The 16,562-nt window shown below is 72.2% G+C and carries 14 protein-coding genes; 5 read left to right on the top strand and 9 right to left on the bottom strand.

What is annotated here, in order from left to right; genetic code table 11:
• The first annotated feature begins 2 nt into the window (after positions 1 to 2).
• Positions 3 to 689, top strand: coding sequence for an NUDIX domain-containing protein (locus QRN49_RS06790; RefSeq protein WP_163343017.1), 687 nt, complete (start codon positions 3 to 5; stop codon positions 687 to 689).
• Here the strand turns inward: QRN49_RS06790 and QRN49_RS06785 are convergent.
• Together QRN49_RS06785 and QRN49_RS06780 are read right to left on the bottom strand one after the other, a co-directional pair.
• Positions 672 to 1,289, bottom strand: a complete 618-nt coding sequence (locus tag QRN49_RS06785; protein WP_194622646.1) for a TetR/AcrR family transcriptional regulator — start codon at positions 1,287 to 1,289, stop codon at positions 672 to 674. The two genes, QRN49_RS06790 and QRN49_RS06785, sit on opposite strands and share 18 nt — an antisense overlap.
• Before the next feature lie 20 nt (positions 1,290 to 1,309).
• The gene (locus QRN49_RS06780) at positions 1,310 to 2,845 is read right to left on the bottom strand and encodes a PucR family transcriptional regulator (protein ID WP_209080767.1); all 1,536 of its coding nucleotides are present in this window, start codon (positions 2,843 to 2,845) and stop codon (positions 1,310 to 1,312) included.
• Positions 2,846 to 2,937: 92 nt separating this feature from the next.
• Here QRN49_RS06780 and gabT point away from each other — a divergent pair, with 92 nt between their 5' ends.
• From gabT to QRN49_RS06760, 4 genes are all read left to right on the top strand, one after another.
• Complete coding sequence (gabT, locus tag QRN49_RS06775) at positions 2,938 to 4,299, top strand: 4-aminobutyrate--2-oxoglutarate transaminase (RefSeq protein WP_209080766.1); 1,362 nt, start codon at positions 2,938 to 2,940, stop codon at positions 4,297 to 4,299.
• 68 nt (positions 4,300 to 4,367) lie between these two features.
• A complete protein-coding gene (locus tag QRN49_RS06770; protein WP_209081135.1) occupies positions 4,368 to 5,855 on the top strand; it encodes an NAD-dependent succinate-semialdehyde dehydrogenase in 1,488 nt (495 codons plus the stop codon).
• Positions 5,852 to 7,222: a flavin monoamine oxidase family protein gene (locus QRN49_RS06765; RefSeq protein WP_209080765.1), complete on the top strand. Its 1,371-nt coding sequence runs from the start codon at positions 5,852 to 5,854 to the stop codon at positions 7,220 to 7,222. The genes QRN49_RS06770 and QRN49_RS06765 overlap by 4 nt, the downstream gene beginning before the upstream one ends.
• Positions 7,223 to 7,282: 60 nt before the next feature.
• The gene (locus tag QRN49_RS06760) at positions 7,283 to 7,441 is read left to right on the top strand and encodes a hypothetical protein (protein WP_155896911.1); all 159 of its coding nucleotides are present in this window, start codon (positions 7,283 to 7,285) and stop codon (positions 7,439 to 7,441) included.
• A 316-nt stretch (positions 7,442 to 7,757) separates the two neighbouring features.
• Here the strand turns inward: QRN49_RS06760 and QRN49_RS06755 are convergent, their stop codons facing one another.
• The 7 genes from QRN49_RS06755 to QRN49_RS06725 all read right to left on the bottom strand — a co-directional run bounded on the left by QRN49_RS06755 (position 7,758) and on the right by QRN49_RS06725 (position 16,562).
• Positions 7,758 to 9,122, bottom strand: coding sequence for an NAD-dependent succinate-semialdehyde dehydrogenase (locus QRN49_RS06755; RefSeq protein WP_209080763.1), 1,365 nt, complete (start codon positions 9,120 to 9,122; stop codon positions 7,758 to 7,760).
• A 21-nt stretch (positions 9,123 to 9,143) separates the two neighbouring features.
• The gene (locus tag QRN49_RS06750; protein ID WP_284754722.1) at positions 9,144 to 10,556 is read right to left on the bottom strand and encodes an APC family permease; all 1,413 of its coding nucleotides are present in this window, start codon (positions 10,554 to 10,556) and stop codon (positions 9,144 to 9,146) included.
• A gap of 133 nt (positions 10,557 to 10,689) precedes the next feature.
• Positions 10,690 to 11,700: an agmatine deiminase family protein gene (locus QRN49_RS06745; RefSeq protein WP_284754721.1), complete on the bottom strand. Its 1,011-nt coding sequence runs from the start codon at positions 11,698 to 11,700 to the stop codon at positions 10,690 to 10,692.
• Positions 11,697 to 12,731 carry a nitrilase-related carbon-nitrogen hydrolase gene (locus QRN49_RS06740; RefSeq protein ID WP_284754719.1) on the bottom strand — a complete coding sequence of 345 codons (1,035 nt, stop codon included), beginning with the start codon at positions 12,729 to 12,731 and terminating at the stop codon, positions 11,697 to 11,699. The genes QRN49_RS06745 and QRN49_RS06740 overlap by 4 nt, the downstream gene beginning before the upstream one ends.
• Positions 12,732 to 13,180: 449 nt before the next feature.
• The gene (locus QRN49_RS06735; protein ID WP_284754717.1) at positions 13,181 to 13,834 is read right to left on the bottom strand and encodes a DUF1345 domain-containing protein; all 654 of its coding nucleotides are present in this window, start codon (positions 13,832 to 13,834) and stop codon (positions 13,181 to 13,183) included.
• Positions 13,831 to 15,198 (bottom strand): flavin monoamine oxidase family protein, encoded by a 1,368-nt coding sequence (locus QRN49_RS06730; protein ID WP_284754715.1) that lies wholly within the window; start codon positions 15,196 to 15,198, stop codon positions 13,831 to 13,833. Before QRN49_RS06730 ends, QRN49_RS06735 begins: the two co-directional genes overlap by 4 nt.
• A complete protein-coding gene (locus QRN49_RS06725; RefSeq protein ID WP_284754713.1) occupies positions 15,198 to 16,562 on the bottom strand; it encodes an NAD(P)/FAD-dependent oxidoreductase in 1,365 nt (454 codons plus the stop codon). Before QRN49_RS06725 ends, QRN49_RS06730 begins: the two co-directional genes overlap by 1 nt.

The following is a 16,562-nucleotide window of genomic DNA, read 5'->3' as shown; positions in this document are numbered from 1 at the left end:
GGGTGACCGACGAACGCACCACCGTCCAGCGTCCCGGAGTGGACGTCCCCGACGACCGTGGTCGGACGGGCCTCGACGCCGTGGGCCGTGCCCTCGACCGCAACCCCGACGTCGTCGTGCGGGACGTCGAGGTGGTGTCGAACGGGTGGCACGTGCTCCGTCGCACGACCCTCGACGTCCGGCGGCGTGACGGTCGGTGGGACCGGCAGCAGCGCGAGACCTACGACCGCGGGAACGGCGCGACGGTGCTGCCGTACGACGCCGAGCGGGGCACCGTCCTGCTCACGCGGCAGTTCCGGTGGCCCGCGTACGTGAACGGACACCCGGACGGCATGTTGATCGAGGCTGCGGCGGGACTGCTCGACGAGGACGACCCCGAGACCGCGGTCCGGCGTGAGGCCGCCGAGGAGCTCGGCATCCGGCTCGGCGCGCTCGAGCACCTGGGCGACGTGTTCATGAGCCCCGGTTCGGTCACCGAGCGGGTCCACTTCTACGTCGGCGCGTACACCCCGGCGGACCGGGTCGAGGCCGGCGGCGGTGTGGAGGACGAGGGCGAGGACATCGAGGTGCTCGAGGTGCAGCTCGACGAGGCGCTCGCGATGGTGGCGGACGGTCGGATCGCCGACGGCAAGACGATCATGCTGCTGCAGTGGGTGGCGCTGCGCCGGGTGTCACCCCGACAGGGCTGATCCGTCCAGGCCCACCGCTCGTGCGATCGTCGTGCGGACCAGGCCCTCGCGGGTCGGCCGGTCGAGGTAGTCGACCAGGGCGTACCCGTTGGTGGCGTCGACGAGCGCGAAGAGCAGGCGTCCGACTCCGTCCGGGTCGTCGGTGTGCAGCACCCCCGCGCGCACCCCGTCGACGACGACCGTGGTGGCGAGGAGCTGCCAGTCGTCCATGACGTCCCGTGCCGCGGTCGCCAGTGCCGCGTTCGTGCGGCCGATGCTCCACGCGTCGGCCCACAGGGTGGCGACGTCGTCGCGGGCGGGATCGGCGATGCAACCGAGCAGGGTGCGGAGACCGGAGACGGGGTCGGGCGCCGCGGCGACGATCGCGCGGACCTCGGCGACCTCGGCGCCCGCGACGGTGCGGAACGTCTCACCGACCAGGTCCTCCATGCTCGGGCGGTAGTGGGCGACGAGCGAGGGCGCGACCCCGATCACGGCGGCGACCCCGCGGAGCGTCACCGCCGCGAGGCCCTCGGCACGCGCCAGGTCGACGGCGGCCGCCGTGATCTGGGCTCCGCGTTCGGCCGGGCTCAGGCGCCGGCGGGCCGGTGTCGACGGCATCGTCCCACCGTATCCGCGCATCACGCGCCCTCGACCACGAAGGCTGCCCAGAGGTCGGCCCGGGTCGAGAAGACGGAGAGGTCACGGTCGAGGAGCCGACCGGCGTGCTCCACCCGGGCGCGGGCGGTGTGCCGGTGGATGCCGAGGACCCGTGCGGTGCGGTCGTACTCGCAGTTCTCCTGCAGCCAGGTCCGGACGGTGCCCGAGAGCTCGGTGCCGGCGGTGCGGTCGTGGTCGAGCAGCGGGGCGAGGAACGCGCGGGCGACCGCACCGGCGTCCATGTCGACGTGGGCGAGGTGGGCGAGCACCCCTTCTCGTGCGAGGTCGCCGAACTCGGTGGTGCCCGGGCGTCCTTCACGACGTCGGTCGAGTGCCTGCACGGCCTCGGTGCGGGCGCGTCCGAACGACCGGTACGCGGCGCCGTCGGACAGGCCGGCGCGCAGGTCGAAGCGGTCGACGAGTTCGGCGACGATCCCGGTGTCGTCCGCGTTCACGCAGAGGAACACGGCGTCGTCGACCGCGAAGAACAGGTGTCCCGGGCGGTCCTGCACCCACAGTTCGAGCAGGTCCACCACGGTGTCGAGTTCGTGGTCGGGGACGTCGACGGCCGCGATCCGGACGGGTTCAGCGGGCAGCGGCCCCCACACCTCGCGGGACGTCGCCTGCACCACCTCGGGTTCGCCGACGGACAGCATGGTCAGGAGTCCGGTGCGCAGGAGTCCCCGGGCACGGGCGAGCTCGCGGTTCTGCTGCAGGGCGAGGCCGGCCAGGGCGATGACGGCCGTGACGACCTCGCGTCCGGCACGGTCGAGTGCGCCGCCGTTCGCGATCGCGAGCACGCCGCTCAGGTGCCCGCCGCTGCCGAGCGTCTGCAGGGTGTACCCGACGCCCCGGTCCGTGGCGACCGGCAGGCTCGCCCGCTGCCCGGAGCGCAGCAGCCGCAGCGCCTCGGTGCGCAGGAGGTCGAGGTCGGCGGCGGGCAGCCCGTCGGCGGGGTGTCCGCGGTCGAGCCGCCCGGAGACGTCGAACAGGCCGACCCACCCGTCGAGCTGGCGGGAGAGCTCGGCGATGGTCGCGCCGAGTCCGTCCGGTCGCATCGCGGCGAGCGAGATGGCGCGCTGCGCGGCGAGGGCCCAGGCACCGCGCGCGTTGGCGTCCCGCGCGACCGCTTCGGCGTTGGCCTGCGCGACCGCGATGAAGGACGTCTCGTAGGGCACCTCGAACAGCGGCAGTCCGTGCCGGGTGCAGGCGGTGACCAGGACGTCGGGGGTGCCGGCGCGGACGACCTCGGTGCCGAACCCGAGCGCCACGACACCGCGGTCCACGAGCCGCCGGACGTAGGCCTCGGCGACGTCGTCGCGCACGTCGGCCTCGGCACCGAACTGCGTGCCGGTCGTGAGCAGCCCCTGGCCTTCGGCGAGGAACGGGGTCGGGTCCTCGAGGTCCGAGCTGTGCAGCCAGGACAGCGGGGCATCGAGGGCGTGCTCGTCCGCGTCGGTGAGCGGGCGCAGGTGGAGTTCACCCCGGTGCAGCAGGGAGCGCAGCGTTGCGGGCATGCCGTCACCCTATCCACCGGGTCGATCCGCCCGGGGGTTGATGTACGCCGTGGACAGTACGAGTGTGCGGTGGTGGCTCCTACCATCGCGGCATGTCCTCCACCGCAGCGTCCGCGACCCGAGCGACCACCGGCGGCCCGTCGCTGCCCCAGGAACGACGGCTCGTCACCGCCGTCCCGGGTCCGCGATCGCAGGAGCTGCTCGCCCGGAAGGCCGGCGCCGTCGCGGCCGGGGTCGGCGTCGCCGTGCCCATCGCCGTCGTCGCGGCCGGTGGCGGCGTGGTGGTCGACGCCGACGGCAACTCGTTCGTCGACCTCGGGTCCGGGATCGCCGTGACGTCGGTCGGCAACGCCCACCCCGGCGTGGTCGCCGCCGTCACCGAGCAGGTCGCGGCCTTCACGCACACGTGCTTCACCATCGCCGCGTACGACGGGTACGTCGCCGTGGCCGAGGCGCTCAATCGTCTGACCCCCGGCGACCACGAGAAGCGGACGGCGCTGTTCAACTCCGGGGCCGAGGCCGTCGAGAACGCCGTCAAGATCGCCCGGAAGCACACCGGTCGGCAGGCCGTCGTCGTCTTCGACCACGCGTACCACGGCCGCACGAACCTGACGATGGCGCTGACCGCGAAGAACCAGCCCTACAAGAACGGCTTCGGGCCGTTCGCACCCGAGGTCTACCGCGTCCCGATGTCGTACCCGTTCCACGACGGGCTGTCGGGGCCCGAAGCGGCGAAGCGTGCGATCAGCCAGATCGAGAAGCAGGTCGGTGCCGAGAACACCGCCGCGGTCCTGATCGAACCGATCCAGGGCGAGGGCGGCTTCGTCGTCCCGGCACCGGGGTTCCTCACCGCGCTGTCCGAGTGGGCCACCGCCAACGGCGTCGTGTTCATCGCGGACGAGGTGCAGACCGGGTTCGCTCGCACCGGCGCGATGTTCGCCAGCGAGCACGAGGGGATCGTGCCCGACGTCGTCACGACCGCGAAGGGCATGGCCGGCGGACTCCCGTTGTCCGGTGTGACCGGGCGTGCGGCGATCATGGACTCCGCCCACGTCGGCGGCCTCGGCGGCACCTACGGCGGCAACCCGATCGCATGCGCCGCAGCCCTCGCGGCCATCGACGCCTTCGAGCACGACGGACTCGTCGAGCGCGCCGAGGCGATCGGCACGGTCCTGCTCGACGCCCTGCGCAGCGCCCAGGCAGACGACCCCCGCATCGGCGACGTCCGCGGTCGCGGTGCGATGGTCGCGATGGAGCTCGTCGACCCCGCCACCGGTGATCCCGACCCCGGGCTCACCGGACGGGTGGTGCGGTACGCGTTCGAGCACGGGGTCATCGCCCTCACGGCCGGCACGTACGGCAACGTCGTCCGCTTCCTGCCGCCGCTCTCGATCGACGACGACCTGCTCCGCGACGGCCTGACCGTCGTCCTCGACGGGCTGGCCGCGTCGTGAGCGCGACCATCCCCGCGACGGCCTGGCCCAGCGTCCCCGACGCCACCGGACCAGCCGCCGAACAGGCGGTGCTCGACCGCGTCCCCACGGGCCTCCTGGTCGACGGTGTCTGGCAGCCGGCGGCCGACGACGCGACCTTCGCCGTCGTCGACCCTGCCACCGGCGAAACACTGCTGCACATCGCCGACGCCTCGCCCGAGGACGGCCGGAAGGCGCTCGACGCCGCCGTCGCCGCACGGCACGGGTGGGCGGCGACGCCGCCGCGGCAGCGCGCCGAGGTGCTGCGCCGTGCCTTCGACCTGCTGCAGGAGCGACGCGAGGAGTTCGCGCTCCTGATGACGCTGGAGATGGGCAAGCCGCTGGCCGAGGCCCGCGGCGAGGTCGCGTACGGCGGCGAGTTCCTCCGCTGGTTCTCCGAGGAAGCGGTCCGGATCGGCGGTTCGTACGGCACCAACCCCGAGGGGACCGGCCGTGCCACCGTCGCGCACAAGCCCGTCGGACCCGCGTTCCTGATTACGCCGTGGAACTTCCCGTTGGCGATGGCGACCCGCAAGATCGCGCCGGCGCTCGCCGCCGGCTGCACCGTCGTCGTGAAGCCGGCCGAGCTCACGCCGCTGACCACCCTGCTGTTCGCCGACCTCCTCGTCGAGGCCGGCGTGCCCGCCGGGGTCGTCAACGTCGTCCCGACCACGCACGCCGCCGACGTCTCCGCGCCCGTGATCGCCGACCCCCGCCTGCGGAAGCTGTCGTTCACCGGTTCGACGCCGGTCGGACGGACGCTGCTCGGCCAGGCGGCACAGAACGTGCTCCGGACGAGCATGGAGCTCGGCGGCAACGCCCCGTTCCTGGTGTTCGCCGACGCCGACCTCGACCTGGCGGTGGAGGGCGCGCTCGCCGCGAAGTTCCGGAACACCGGCCAGGCCTGCACCGCCGCGAACCGGTTCCTGGTGCACGAGGACGTCGCCGACGAGTTCACCCGCCGGGTCACCGAGCGGGTCGCCGCGATGCGGGTCGGCCGGGGGACCGAGGACGGCGTCGCGATCGGGCCGCTCATCGACGCCCGCGCCGTGGACAAGGCGCACCGCCTGGTCACCGACGCGGTCGAGTGCGGGGCGACGGTCCGGACCGGCGGGCACCCGGTCGACGGGCCCGGCACCTTCTACGCACCGACCGTCCTGACCGACGTGCAGCCCGGCAGCGCGATCCTCGACGACGAGATCTTCGGGCCGGTGCTCGCGATCCGCACGTTCCGCACGGAGGACGATGCCGTGGCCGCAGCGAACGACACCGAGTACGGTCTGGTCGGCTACGCGTTCACCGAGGACCCGGCACGCGGGCAGCGTCTGATGGAGCGGCTCGAGACCGGCATGCTGGGGCTGAACACCGGGGTCGTGTCGAACGCCTCGGCACCGTTCGGCGGCGTGAAGCAGTCCGGCCTCGGTCGCGAGGGCGGCGGCGAGGGCATCGCCGAGTACCTCGAGACCATGTACACGCTCACCCCGGACCCGTTCCGGCACACCGACAGCACCACGACCGCACAAGGAGCAGCTCGATGATCGAGAAGGACGTCGTCGTCATCGGAGCCGGTGTCGCCGGTCTCACCGCCGCGAACCGCCTGCGGGCCGCCGGCCTGCGGGTCGCCGTGCTCGAGGCCCGCGACCGCGTGGGGGGCCGCACCTGGACGAACGACATCGACGGGGTGACCCTGGAGATCGGCGGGCAGTGGGTCTCGCCCGACCAGACCGCACTGCTCGAGACCCTCGACGAGCTCGGGCTGCAGACGTACGACCGGTACCGCGAGGGCTCCAGCGTCTACGTCGACGCCGAGGGAACCCGCACCGAGTACACCGGCGACATCTTCCCCCTGCCCGAGGCCACGGCGAACGAGATCGAACGGCTCGTCGCCGTCGTCGACGAGTACGTCGCGGAGGTCGACCCCGCCCGCCCCTGGGAGACCCCGGACGCGGCCGCCCTCGACGAGGTCTCGTTCCGCGCCTGGCTGCACGACCTCAGCCCGGACCGGGTCGCGACCGACAACGTCGAGCTGTTCATCGCCGGCGCGATGCTCACGAAGCCCGCGCACGCGTTCTCCGCACTGCAGGCCCTGCTGATGGCGGCGTCCGCCGGGAGCTTCACCAACCTGGTCGACGCCGACTTCATCCTCGACAAGCGGGTCGTCGGCGGCATGCAGCAGGTGTCCGAGCGGCTCGCCGAGCGCCTCGGCGACGACGTGCACCTGAACGCCCCGGTCCGGACGCTGCGCTGGGGCGACGACGGGGTCGTCGCGCTCGCCGACGGCGGGATCGAGGTGCACGCCCGACAGGCCCTCGTCGCGGTCCCGCCGCCCCTGTACTCGCGGATCTCGTTCGAGCCGCCGCTGCCCCGACGCCAGCACCAGCTGCACCAGCACCTGTCGATGGGCTTCGTGATCAAGGTGCACGCCGTCTACGAGCGCCCCTTCTGGCGTGCGGCGGGCCTGTCCGGCACCGCGTTCAGCCCGTACGAGGTCGTGCACGAGGCGTACGACAACACCTCGCACGGTTCCGAGCAGGGCACCCTGGTCGGGTTCGTCTCCGACCAGCACGCCGACGACCTGTTCGCGCTGTCGACCGAGGAACGGCGGGCCCGTGTGCTCGCCTCGCTGGCGCACTACTACGGTGACGAGGCCCTGTCGCCGGTCGTCTACTACGAGAGCGACTGGGGCACCGAGGAGTGGACGCGCGGCGCCTACGCCGCGAGCTTCGACCTGGGCGGGCTCGTCCGCTACGGTGCCGACCAGCGTGCCGCGGTCGGTCCGATCCGGTTCGCGTCGAGCGACCTGGCCGGGCAGGGCTACCAGCACGTCGACGGTGCCGTGCGCATCGGGCGGGAGGTCGCCGAGGAGATCCTGGCGGTCGTTCCCCAGGCCGCTGCGACGCGGTAACCACCTCGAACAGTCACTGCTGTGTGCTGTGCTCAGGCGCTCGCGCGTACCGTCCGGGCCATGAGTGACGCAGCGAACGGGTCCAGCGACCCCACCAAGGACCAGGAGCAGTACACCGAGGACCTGCCGGACGGGTCGCCCACGGGCGACGCGACGGAGGACCCGCAGCAGGACAGCGACACGGACTCCGGCGGCGAGCCCGCCGACCCGCAGCAGTAGCGGCGACCGCGCGGCGGCGCGGCGGCGTGAGACGCCGGCGTGTTCGCTCGACGCCTCCACGTCGGCGAGACGCCGCCGGATCCGGCGGCGTCTCGCGCGTTCCGCGGCGTCGAAGCGTGACGACGGCGTCTTCCGGTGGCGACGTGGGAGCGGCGACCGACGGACGGACGGGAGGCGCGGTGCCAGCTGGCACCGCGCCTCCCGTCCGTCGTGGGCCGGCTGCAACACACCGGCGTCTTGATCGGACGCCGTCCCGTCAGCGAGACGCCGCCATGTTCGGCGGCGTCTTGCGCAGACACCGGCGTCTCCGCGTCCGTCAGCCAATGCGGATCAGCTTCTTGTTCACGAACTCGTCGGCCCCCAGGGGGCCGAGTTCGCGGCCGAAGCCGCTGCCCTTGACGCCACCGAACGGCAGCTCCGGGCTGTCCGCGCCGACGATGTTCACGTAGACCATGCCGGCCTCGATCCGATCGGCGACCCGGAGTGCCTGGTCGGCGTCGGTGGTGAACAGGTACGAGCCGAGGCCGTACGGGGTGTCGTTCGCCAGGGCGATCGCCGCGTCCTCGTCGGCGACGCGGTACACGGCGGCGACGGGGCCGAAGAACTCCTCGCGGTAGGCGTCGTTTTCCGGCGTGACGTCGGTCAGGATCGTCGGCAGGAAGGCGTTGCCCTGGCGGTCGCCGCCCGTGACGACGGTCGCACCCTGCTCGACGGCGGCAGCGAGCTGCTCCTGCAGCCGGTCGGCCGCGGCCGGTGACGACAACGGGCCGAGTTCGGCACCGGGCACGCTCGGATCGGTCGGTTCGACCGCCGACATCGCCGCGGTGAACTTCGCCAGGAACTCGTCGTACAGGCCGTCGACCACCAGGAACCGCTTCGGGGCGTTGCAGACCTGGCCGTTGCCTTCGAGCCGGGTGGTGACGGCGGACTCGACGACGGCGTCCAGGTCGTCGGTGGACAGCACGATGAAGGGGTCGGAGCCGCCGAGTTCGAGCACCACCTTCGTCAGGTTCCGGCCGGCGATCTCGGCGACCGCGGCACCGGCGCGCGCCGAACCGGTGAGCGAGACGCCCTGCACGCGCGGGTCGGCGATGACGTCGGCGACCTGGTCGTTCGTCGCGAACACGTTCGTGTAGGCCCCGACCGGGAAGCCGGCGTCGTGGAAGATCCGCTCGATGGCCAGGGCGGACTCCGGGCACTGCGGCGCGTGCTTCAGCAGGACGGTGTTGCCGATGACCAGGTTCGGTCCGGCGAACCGGGCGATCTGGTAGGCGGGGAAGTTCCACGGCATGATGCCGAGCACGACGCCGATCGTGGCCTTGCGGATGAACGCCGACCCGTCGGACCCGTCCGCCAGGGTGATCGGCTGGTCCGCCAGGAACGCCTCTGCGTGGTCCGCGTAGTAGTCGTAGATGTCGGCGCAGAAGTCGACCTCGCCCTCGGCCTGGTCGATCGGCTTCGCCATCTCGCGCACGATCGTGGCGGCGAGTTCGGCGTGCCGCTCCCGGTACAGGTCCGCGACCCGGTGGAGCAGGGCTGCACGGTCGGCGACCGTCGTCGTCCGTGACCACTCGGTGTGCGTGCGGTCGGCGACTGCGACGGCGTCGTGCAGCTCGGCGTCCGTGATGGTCGGGTAGGTCTCGAGGGTCGTGCCCGTGGTGGGGTCGGTGACGGCGTACATGGCGTCCTCTCGTGGTGGCGGTCAGGCCTGGTCGGTCAGCTGCTTGTTCACACCGGTGACGGGCTGGTTCTCGTCGAAGCCCTTCGGTGCGACCCGGAAGCCCTTCGTGATGACGAGCAGGTAGACGAACCCGATCGCCGCCCACACTCCTCCTGCGATCAGGGCGTCGGCATGGAGCTGCGACCAGAGCACCCCGGTCAGGAGCATCGCGACCCCCGGCAGCACGATGTAGCGCCAGCGGTCGCCCGCCGTGTGACGGCGCCCGTTCCGGATCGCGAAGTGCACGATCACGGTGGCGTTGACGAAGGTGAACGCGATCAGGGCGCCGAAGTTGATGTAGGCCGCGATCGTGTCGAGGGAGAAGCTCATCGCCAGCAGGGTGACCGCGCCGACGAAGACGACGTTGAACACCGGGGTGTGCGTGCGGGGGTGCACGTAGCCGAAGACCCGCTTCGGCAGCACGTTGTTCCGGCCCATCACCATGAGCATGCGGGCGACGCTGGCGTGCGACGCGAGACCCGAGGCGAGTGCGGCGACGAACCCGGCCGACACCAGGACCGCCTGGAACACCGGGCCGCCGACGAGCAGGCCGATCTGGGGGAGCGGGTCGTCGGTGAACTCGCCGAACGGTGCGTTGGTGGGGAAGCGGAGCTGGGCGAAGTAGGCGGAGACCAGGAAGATCGCGCCGCCGAGCAGGACGGTCAGCATGATCGCCTTCGGCATGATGCGGATCGACTTCGCCTCTTCCGTGTACATCGTCACGGCGTCGAAGCCGATGAACGAGAAGCACACCACCGTCGCCCCGGTGAGCAGGGCCGACATCGTCACGCCGTCGTGCACGAAGGGTTCGGCGCTGACGATCGTGCCCGCACCGGCACCGTGGGTGAGCTCGATGACGGTGAAGACCACGAACGCGATCATCGCCAGGACCGCACCGACGAGCAGCACCATGTTGAGGTTCGACGTGCCGCGCATCGACAGGCAGATCACCGTCGTCACGAAGACCGAGTACACGACGACGGTCACCCACGGCGGCAGCCCGGGGAACACCTGCTCCAGGTAGAGCCGGATGATCAGGGCATTCACCATCGGCAGCAGCAGGTAGTCGAGCAGTGACGCCCAGCCCACCATGAAGCCGAGGTTCGGGTGCATCGACTCCCGGACGTACGTGTACGCGGAACCGGCGGCAGGGTAGACGCGCACCATCTTCCCGTAGCTGATGGCGGTGAGCGCCATGATCACCAGGGCGATGAGGTACGCGCTCGGCACCGCGCCGTCGGTCTGCCCGGAGACGATCCCGAAGGTGTCGAACACGACCGTCGGGGTCATGTAGCCGAGGCCGAGTCCGACGATCGCCCAGAGCCCGAGGCTCCGCTTCAGCGACCCGCCGCGCACCGGTGCTGCCGGCGCGGTGACCGCGATCGGTGATGCCATGTGACTTCCCTGCTCTTCGGGGCCGGGCAGCGTCGCCCGGATCAGTTCGGAGCACCATACCGACGGGTCGGCAGTGGGCGGACCGGCCGCGGTGTACAGGTGATCGGCACCCGCTGTACACCGCGGCAGTGGTTCAGGCCACCGGTTGCTGCTGCGTGATGCAGTGCAGCCCGCCGCCGCGCGCGAACACCTGTCGCGCGTCGATCGAGCGGACCCGTCGGCCCGGGTACGCCTCGGCGAGGATGCCCCTGGCGCGGTCGTCAGCGACCGGATCGCCGAACGAGCAGGCGATCACGGCGCCGTTCACCACGACGTGGTTCACGTAGTTCCAGTCCACCGGTCCACCGTCGTCCGACAGCGTCGAGGGGGCGGGCAACTCGATGATCGTCGCGTCGGTCGCCTGCTCGAGCGCTCGCCGGATCTGGGGCATGACCAGGTGGTCCGGGTGGCCGGCATCCGGCTGGGCGTGCAGCAGGACCGTGCCCGGGTCGGCGAAGGTGGCCACCATGTCGACGTGGCCCCGGGTGCCGAAGCCGTCGTAGTCGCGCGTCAGACCGCGGGGCAGCCAGATCACCCGTGTGGCGCCGATCGTGCGCGCCAGCTCCAGCTCGACGCGCTCCCGGTCGGCGTACGGGTTCCGGCGCGGGTCGAGCTGCACCGTCTCCGTCACCAGGACGGTGCCGGCGCCGTCGACGTGGATCGCCCCGCCCTCGTTGACGAGCAGCGACGGGATCCGCCTGGCTCCCGCAGCACCGGCGACCGTGGTGGCGACCTCGGCGTCACGCGTCCAGGTCGACCACGGGTTCGCGCCCCAGCCGTTGAAGACCCAGTCGACGGCGCCGAGCGCACCGGCCACGTCGTCGACGACGAACGTCGGCCCGGTGTCGCGCATCCAGAAGTCGTCGAGGGGCGCCTCGAGCACGTCCACGCCGGACGACAGCAGGCGACCCGCATCTGCCCGTGCGACCGGGTCCACGACGACGGTCACCGGCTGGTGCTCGCTGATCGTGTTGGCCGTGGTCGCCCACGCCGTGCGCGCGGCCTCGGCGCTCGCCGCGTCGTCGCCGAGCGTCAAGCCGGGGCGCGGGAACGCCATCCAGGTGCGTTCCTGCGGAGCCGTCTCGGGAGGCATCACCCACGTCATGCGCGCACCTCGCGTCCGGTGGTGGCCGGTTCCACGGCCAGGGCTGCGTCGATCGCGTCGCGTGCGCCGTACGCGTGGCGTTCCTCGTCGACGGGGTCGACGAGCCCGGCGTACAGGTCGGGTCGCCGGGTCAGGTAGAAGGGGAACAGCCGGAGCCACTCCGTCCGGGCGTCGAGGTCGAGGTCGGCGACGAGCACCACGCTCGCGTCACGGGGAGCCTCGACGAGCACGCGGCCGAACGGGTCCGAGATGAAGGACGAGCCGTAGAACGTGATGTCGCCCTCGTCGCCCCACCGATTCGGCACGACCATGAACTGCCCGGCCGTGATGCCGTTCGCCACGATCACCCGCTGCCAGATCGGTGCGGTGTCGAAGTCGGGGAAGGTCGGTTCGGAGCCGATCGCCGTCGGGTACACGAGCACCTCGGACCCGGCGAGGCCGTAGGACCGGGCCACCTCGGGGAACCACTCGTCCCAGCAGGTCGGCAGCCCGAGGCGCGCGCCGAGTCCGGCCGGCTCGTACACCGGGAAGGCATCGTCGTCGGTCCCCGGGCGGAAGTACGTGTCCTCGTGGTAGCCGGCGCTGATCGGGATGTGGGTCTTCCGGGTCCGGCCGACCAGGGTGCCGTCGGGGGCGACGAGGACGGCGGTGTTGTAGCCGCGGGGGTCGTCGGGCTGGTCGTCGTCGCCCGGCCGCTCGTACAGCGAGGCGTGCACGAACACCCCGTGCTCGATCGCCTGGGCACGGGCGAAGGCGACTGTCGGGCCGTCCTGCAGCGACTCGGCGAGGTCCTTCGGGGTCCCGGTCGCCGGGGTGTCACCCGGGTAGCGGCGCAGCGTGAGTTCGGGCAGGAACACCGCGGTGGCTCCGTTCGCTGCGGCGGTCGCGATGCCGTCGGCGAGCTGGGCCAGGTGCTCGTCCGGGTCGGGGAGCCACCGCATCTGGACGAGGGCGACGCGGAGCGATCGGGGGGGTGCGCCCGTGTCGGCGTGCAGCGGCGACGGGAGCGAGGGTGCGGTGACGAGGTCCATGCGCCATTGTTGATCACATGGTCAACTGAAGCAAGACCCCGGCTTCGACTCTCGAATATCAGTATGCTGGTCTCGGGCTCCGTGTCGTCGCCGGGACGCGGGCCCGGGCAGAGAAGAAGCCCACCACTGCAGCAACAGTGGTGGGCTTCGATCTGTCCTCCGAGTGGAGAACGAGGGACGAACTGGGTCCCGAGCCTGAAACTCGGAGCCAGTGTAACGCGCTCGTCGAGCGAGTTGCATCCCTCGGCCTGCACTTCTCGTGTCCGCCGGCGCTGACACGAAGGTGGTCCGATGTCGAACGACACCGAACCGCGTCGCGGCCGTCCGGTGCCGTGGCTGGGGATCGCGAGCTTGCTCGTGACCGTGGCCCGGTTCCTGGTCGAGCTGTGGCGCAAGGGCTGAGCCCCAGGGCACCCCGCGCATCTCGCGCGGGGTGCCCGTCGGGTGGGTCAGCTGATGATGTTGACCGCGCGCGAGATGACCAGCGCCAGCAGGATGAACCCGCTGAGCGCCTGGTAGGCCATGATCATCTTCGCCCGGACGGTCATCGGCATCGTGTCCGTCGGGCTGAACGCCATCATGTTCGTCATCGCCACGTAGAGGTAGTCGAGGTAGACCGGCCGCCAGTCCGCGGTCCTCGGGTCGGTCTCCTGCGGGAACTGGAAGTCCGCCTCGGCCGTCGACCACAGTTCGGGGCGCCGCCGTGCCACCGGACCCCCGCGGTCGAGCTCCCAGTAGACGAGCCCGAAGACGATGATCGTGCTCACCCAGACCTGCAGTGCGGTGAGCAGCACCGCCGCACCGTCCGCGTGGCCGCCGAGCAGCTCGGTGATGGTCCGGACGACGGTGAGCTGGCTGGCGACGGTGAGCAGGGCCGCCAGGGCGAACGACAGCCACCGCGACCACGTGGTCTCGCGCGTCAGACGCCGCGGGTTGAAGACGATGAGCGGGGCGAGCAGCAGGACGCCCAGGACGGGCACCACCCACGACGGGAAGAACAGCACCTCGTCGGGCAGGAACAGGCTCAGCGCCAGGTTCACCAGGACCGCGACGGCGACCGGTGCCCGGTGTTCGTGTCGCGGTCGGGTCCTCGTCGGTGTCACGGAGCGAGTGTCGCACGGGCCGACACCGAGGACAGCGGGTCGGCGAGCGAGAGCGGCTCGACCTCGGTGCCGAGCAACCGCCCGGCCGCCCGCAGCCCGGACAGCAGCGCACCGTGCACGGTTGCCGGGTCGTCGCTCCACGTGGCCTCGCCGGCGAGCTGCACCCGGCCGGACGGGGTACCGAGCAGGTCGTGGTCGTCGGGTGACGCCCCGACGTGCAGGTACGAGTACGAGCCCCGTGAGAAGGGGTCCTCGGCCCACCGGGTGATCCGGAACGCCTCGGGCCGGGGGACGGACGGGCCGAACATCCTCCGCAGCGCCGCCACCCCCTCGTCGACGACCATGGCGTCCGGCAGGGTCTCGAGCCGACGGGCTCCGGCGCCACCGACCAGGGCGGCGAGCACCGGCGCACCGGTCACCCGGGACATGTCGTACCAGGAGTGCCAGTCGACCCCGGCGGACCCCTGCTGCCGGACCACCCACGAGTCGCCCCAGAACCGTGTGGGGAACCGCAGGAACACCTTGTCGTAGGTGCCCATCCCGAGCCGGTCGAGCGCTCCGGTCACCGGCGCGGACAGGGGTGGGTCGAAGACCACGTCGCCGGCCTGCAGCACCCCGAGCGGCACGGTGACGACGACCTGCGGCGCGACGACGGTGGTGCCGTCGGCGAGCCCCACCGTCACCGAGTCGTCGGCCTGGGTCACCGACCGCACGACCGACGACAGCCGGACGTCGAGACCCTCGGCCAGCGCGCGGGCGTACTGGGCGTAGCCGCCGGGGAACACCACCTCGTCGCCGGGGACGTGCTCTTCGTCGAGGCCGTGCGCGTCGAGGACGGTGACGGGTGCGCCGCAGAGGTCCTCGGACCGGTGGGCCGTGTACTCGCGGACGCGCGCTGCTCGGTCGCCCTGCCACCGCAGCGAGCGGAGCACGGTGTCGACGGCGGCCGCGTAGGTCGAGGGCGGGGGAGCATGCGCGACGACGGCGTCGAGGGCCGCGTCGACGGTGTGCAGGTCCGCCACGAACGCCGACGTGTCCTCGGCGGAGAGTGCGGCGCCGGACGGGTCGTGCCAGGCGATCGGCCGGCCGTCGAACTGGAAGCTGCCGACCGTGAACTCCACGGTGTCGATGCCGAACCGGGGTGCCAGGGCCCAGAGCGGGTTGCCGTCGACGCCGTGGATCCACGAGGCACCGAGGTCGACCGGCACCCCGAGTGACGCGTCGGTCCAGGTGCGCCCGCCGATCCGGTCGCGGGCCTCGAGCACGACGACCCGCTGCCCGCCCAGTGCGAGCGCCCGGGCGGCGGCGAGCCCGGCGACCCCCGCCCCGACGACCACGACGTCGGCGTCGAGACCGGCAGCCATCAGTGCCCTCCGGTCAGTGGTGCCATGAGCCGGGCCGCCAGACTCGGCCGCCCGGTCAGTGCTTCTTCGCGGTCGGCCAGGTCGGTCGCGACGAGTCCCGCGTTCGCCCCGAGGAACCGCAGCGGCTCGGGCTCCCAGTCGGGCGACCGGTGGTTCACCCACGGCAGTGCGGTCAGTGCCGTCGACTCCCCGCGCACGAGGTCGGCGAGGGTCCGGCCGGCCAGGTTCGTCGTCGACAGGCCGTCACCGACGTACCCGCCGGCGCTGCCGACGTGTCCGTCCCAGGTCACCGAGGCGCACCAGTCGCGCGGCACCCCGAGCGGGCCGCCCCACGTGTGGGTGACCGGGGCGTCCGCGACGACGGGGAACAGGTCGACCAGGGCCTTCCGCAGGTGCTCGAACACCCGCGGCACCCGGTCGTACCCGGGTGTGATCGAGGATCCCCAGTGGTAGCGGGCTCCGCGGCCGCCGAACGCCAGCCGGTCGTCGGCCGTGCGCTGCCCGTACACGAGCAGGTGCCGGTAGTCGGAGAACGTCTGCCCGTGCTCGAGTCCGATGCGTTCCCACGCGGACGCCGGCAGCGGGGCCGTCGCGATCATGAGCGAGTACAGCGGCAGGATCCGCCGCTTCGTCTGCTCCAGCTGGGCGCCGTACCCCTCGACCGCGATCACCACGGTGCCCGCCGTCACGGTGCCGCGCGACGTGACCACACGCCCGCGATCCCAGGACGAGACGGGCGTGTGCTCCGCGATCCGGACGCCACGGGCCTCCAGGGCGGCCGCGAGGCCACGCACCAACGCGGCGGGCTGCACGCGCGCGCAGTCCGGGGTCCACGCGACCCCCGCCGATCCGGCGGCGTCACCCGGTCGAGCGGCCCGCCACTCCATGTCGTCGCCCCATGTCGCGGAGGACGCGACCTCGTCGTGGGCGGCGCGTTCCTGCACGGCGGAGCGTGCGTACAGGACGGTCCCGCCCTTCACGTAGTCGCAGTCGACCTCGGCTTCGGACGCTGCGCGGCCGACCTCGTCGACGGTGTCGCGCATCGCTGCGCGGAGCGCGAGGGCGGCGTCCCGCCCGTGCTCCTCGGCGATCGCCGAGGCAGACCGCGGGAACAGCGCCGAGCACCAGCCGCCGTTGCGACCGGACGCGCCGAAGCCGGCGATCTCGCGTTCCAGGACGACGATCTGGAGGCCCGGGTCGGCCTGGTGCAGGTACCACGCGGTCCAGAGACCCGTCAGTCCACCGCCCACGATCGCGACGTCGGCCGTCGTGTCGCCGTCGAGCGGCGGCCGGGGCGTCAGGTCGTCGCGTCCGGTGGACGCGAGCTGGTCGAGCCAGAACGAGACGCCCCGGTAGCCGCTCAC

It is taken from the genome of Curtobacterium sp. ME-Dv--P-122a, from assembly GCF_030209645.1.
Lineage (GTDB): Bacteria > Actinomycetota > Actinomycetes > Actinomycetales > Microbacteriaceae > Curtobacterium > Curtobacterium flaccumfaciens.
This window is presented reverse-complemented; position numbering and strand designations above follow the sequence as displayed.

Bases quoted from the DNA above. Each gene is read 5' to 3' on its own strand.
- QRN49_RS06785 (WP_194622646.1), bottom strand. From the start codon at position 1,289: ATGCCGTCGACACCGGCCCGCCGGCGCCTGAGCCCGGCCGAACGCGGA.
- QRN49_RS06780 (WP_209080767.1), bottom strand. From the start codon at position 2,845: ATGCCCGCAACGCTGCGCTCCCTGCTGCACCGGGGTGAACTCCACCTG.
- gabT (WP_209080766.1), top strand. From the start codon at position 2,938: ATGTCCTCCACCGCAGCGTCCGCGACCCGAGCGACCACCGGCGGCCCG.
- QRN49_RS06765 (WP_209080765.1), top strand. From the start codon at position 5,852: ATGATCGAGAAGGACGTCGTCGTCATCGGAGCCGGTGTCGCCGGTCTC.
- QRN49_RS06760 (WP_155896911.1), top strand. From the start codon at position 7,283: ATGAGTGACGCAGCGAACGGGTCCAGCGACCCCACCAAGGACCAGGAG.
- QRN49_RS06755 (WP_209080763.1), bottom strand. From the start codon at position 9,122: ATGTACGCCGTCACCGACCCCACCACGGGCACGACCCTCGAGACCTAC.
- QRN49_RS06750 (WP_284754722.1), bottom strand. From the start codon at position 10,556: ATGGCATCACCGATCGCGGTCACCGCGCCGGCAGCACCGGTGCGCGGC.
- QRN49_RS06745 (WP_284754721.1), bottom strand. From the start codon at position 11,700: ATGACGTGGGTGATGCCTCCCGAGACGGCTCCGCAGGAACGCACCTGG.
- QRN49_RS06740 (WP_284754719.1), bottom strand. From the start codon at position 12,731: ATGGACCTCGTCACCGCACCCTCGCTCCCGTCGCCGCTGCACGCCGAC.
- QRN49_RS06730 (WP_284754715.1), bottom strand. From the start codon at position 15,198: ATGGCTGCCGGTCTCGACGCCGACGTCGTGGTCGTCGGGGCGGGGGTC.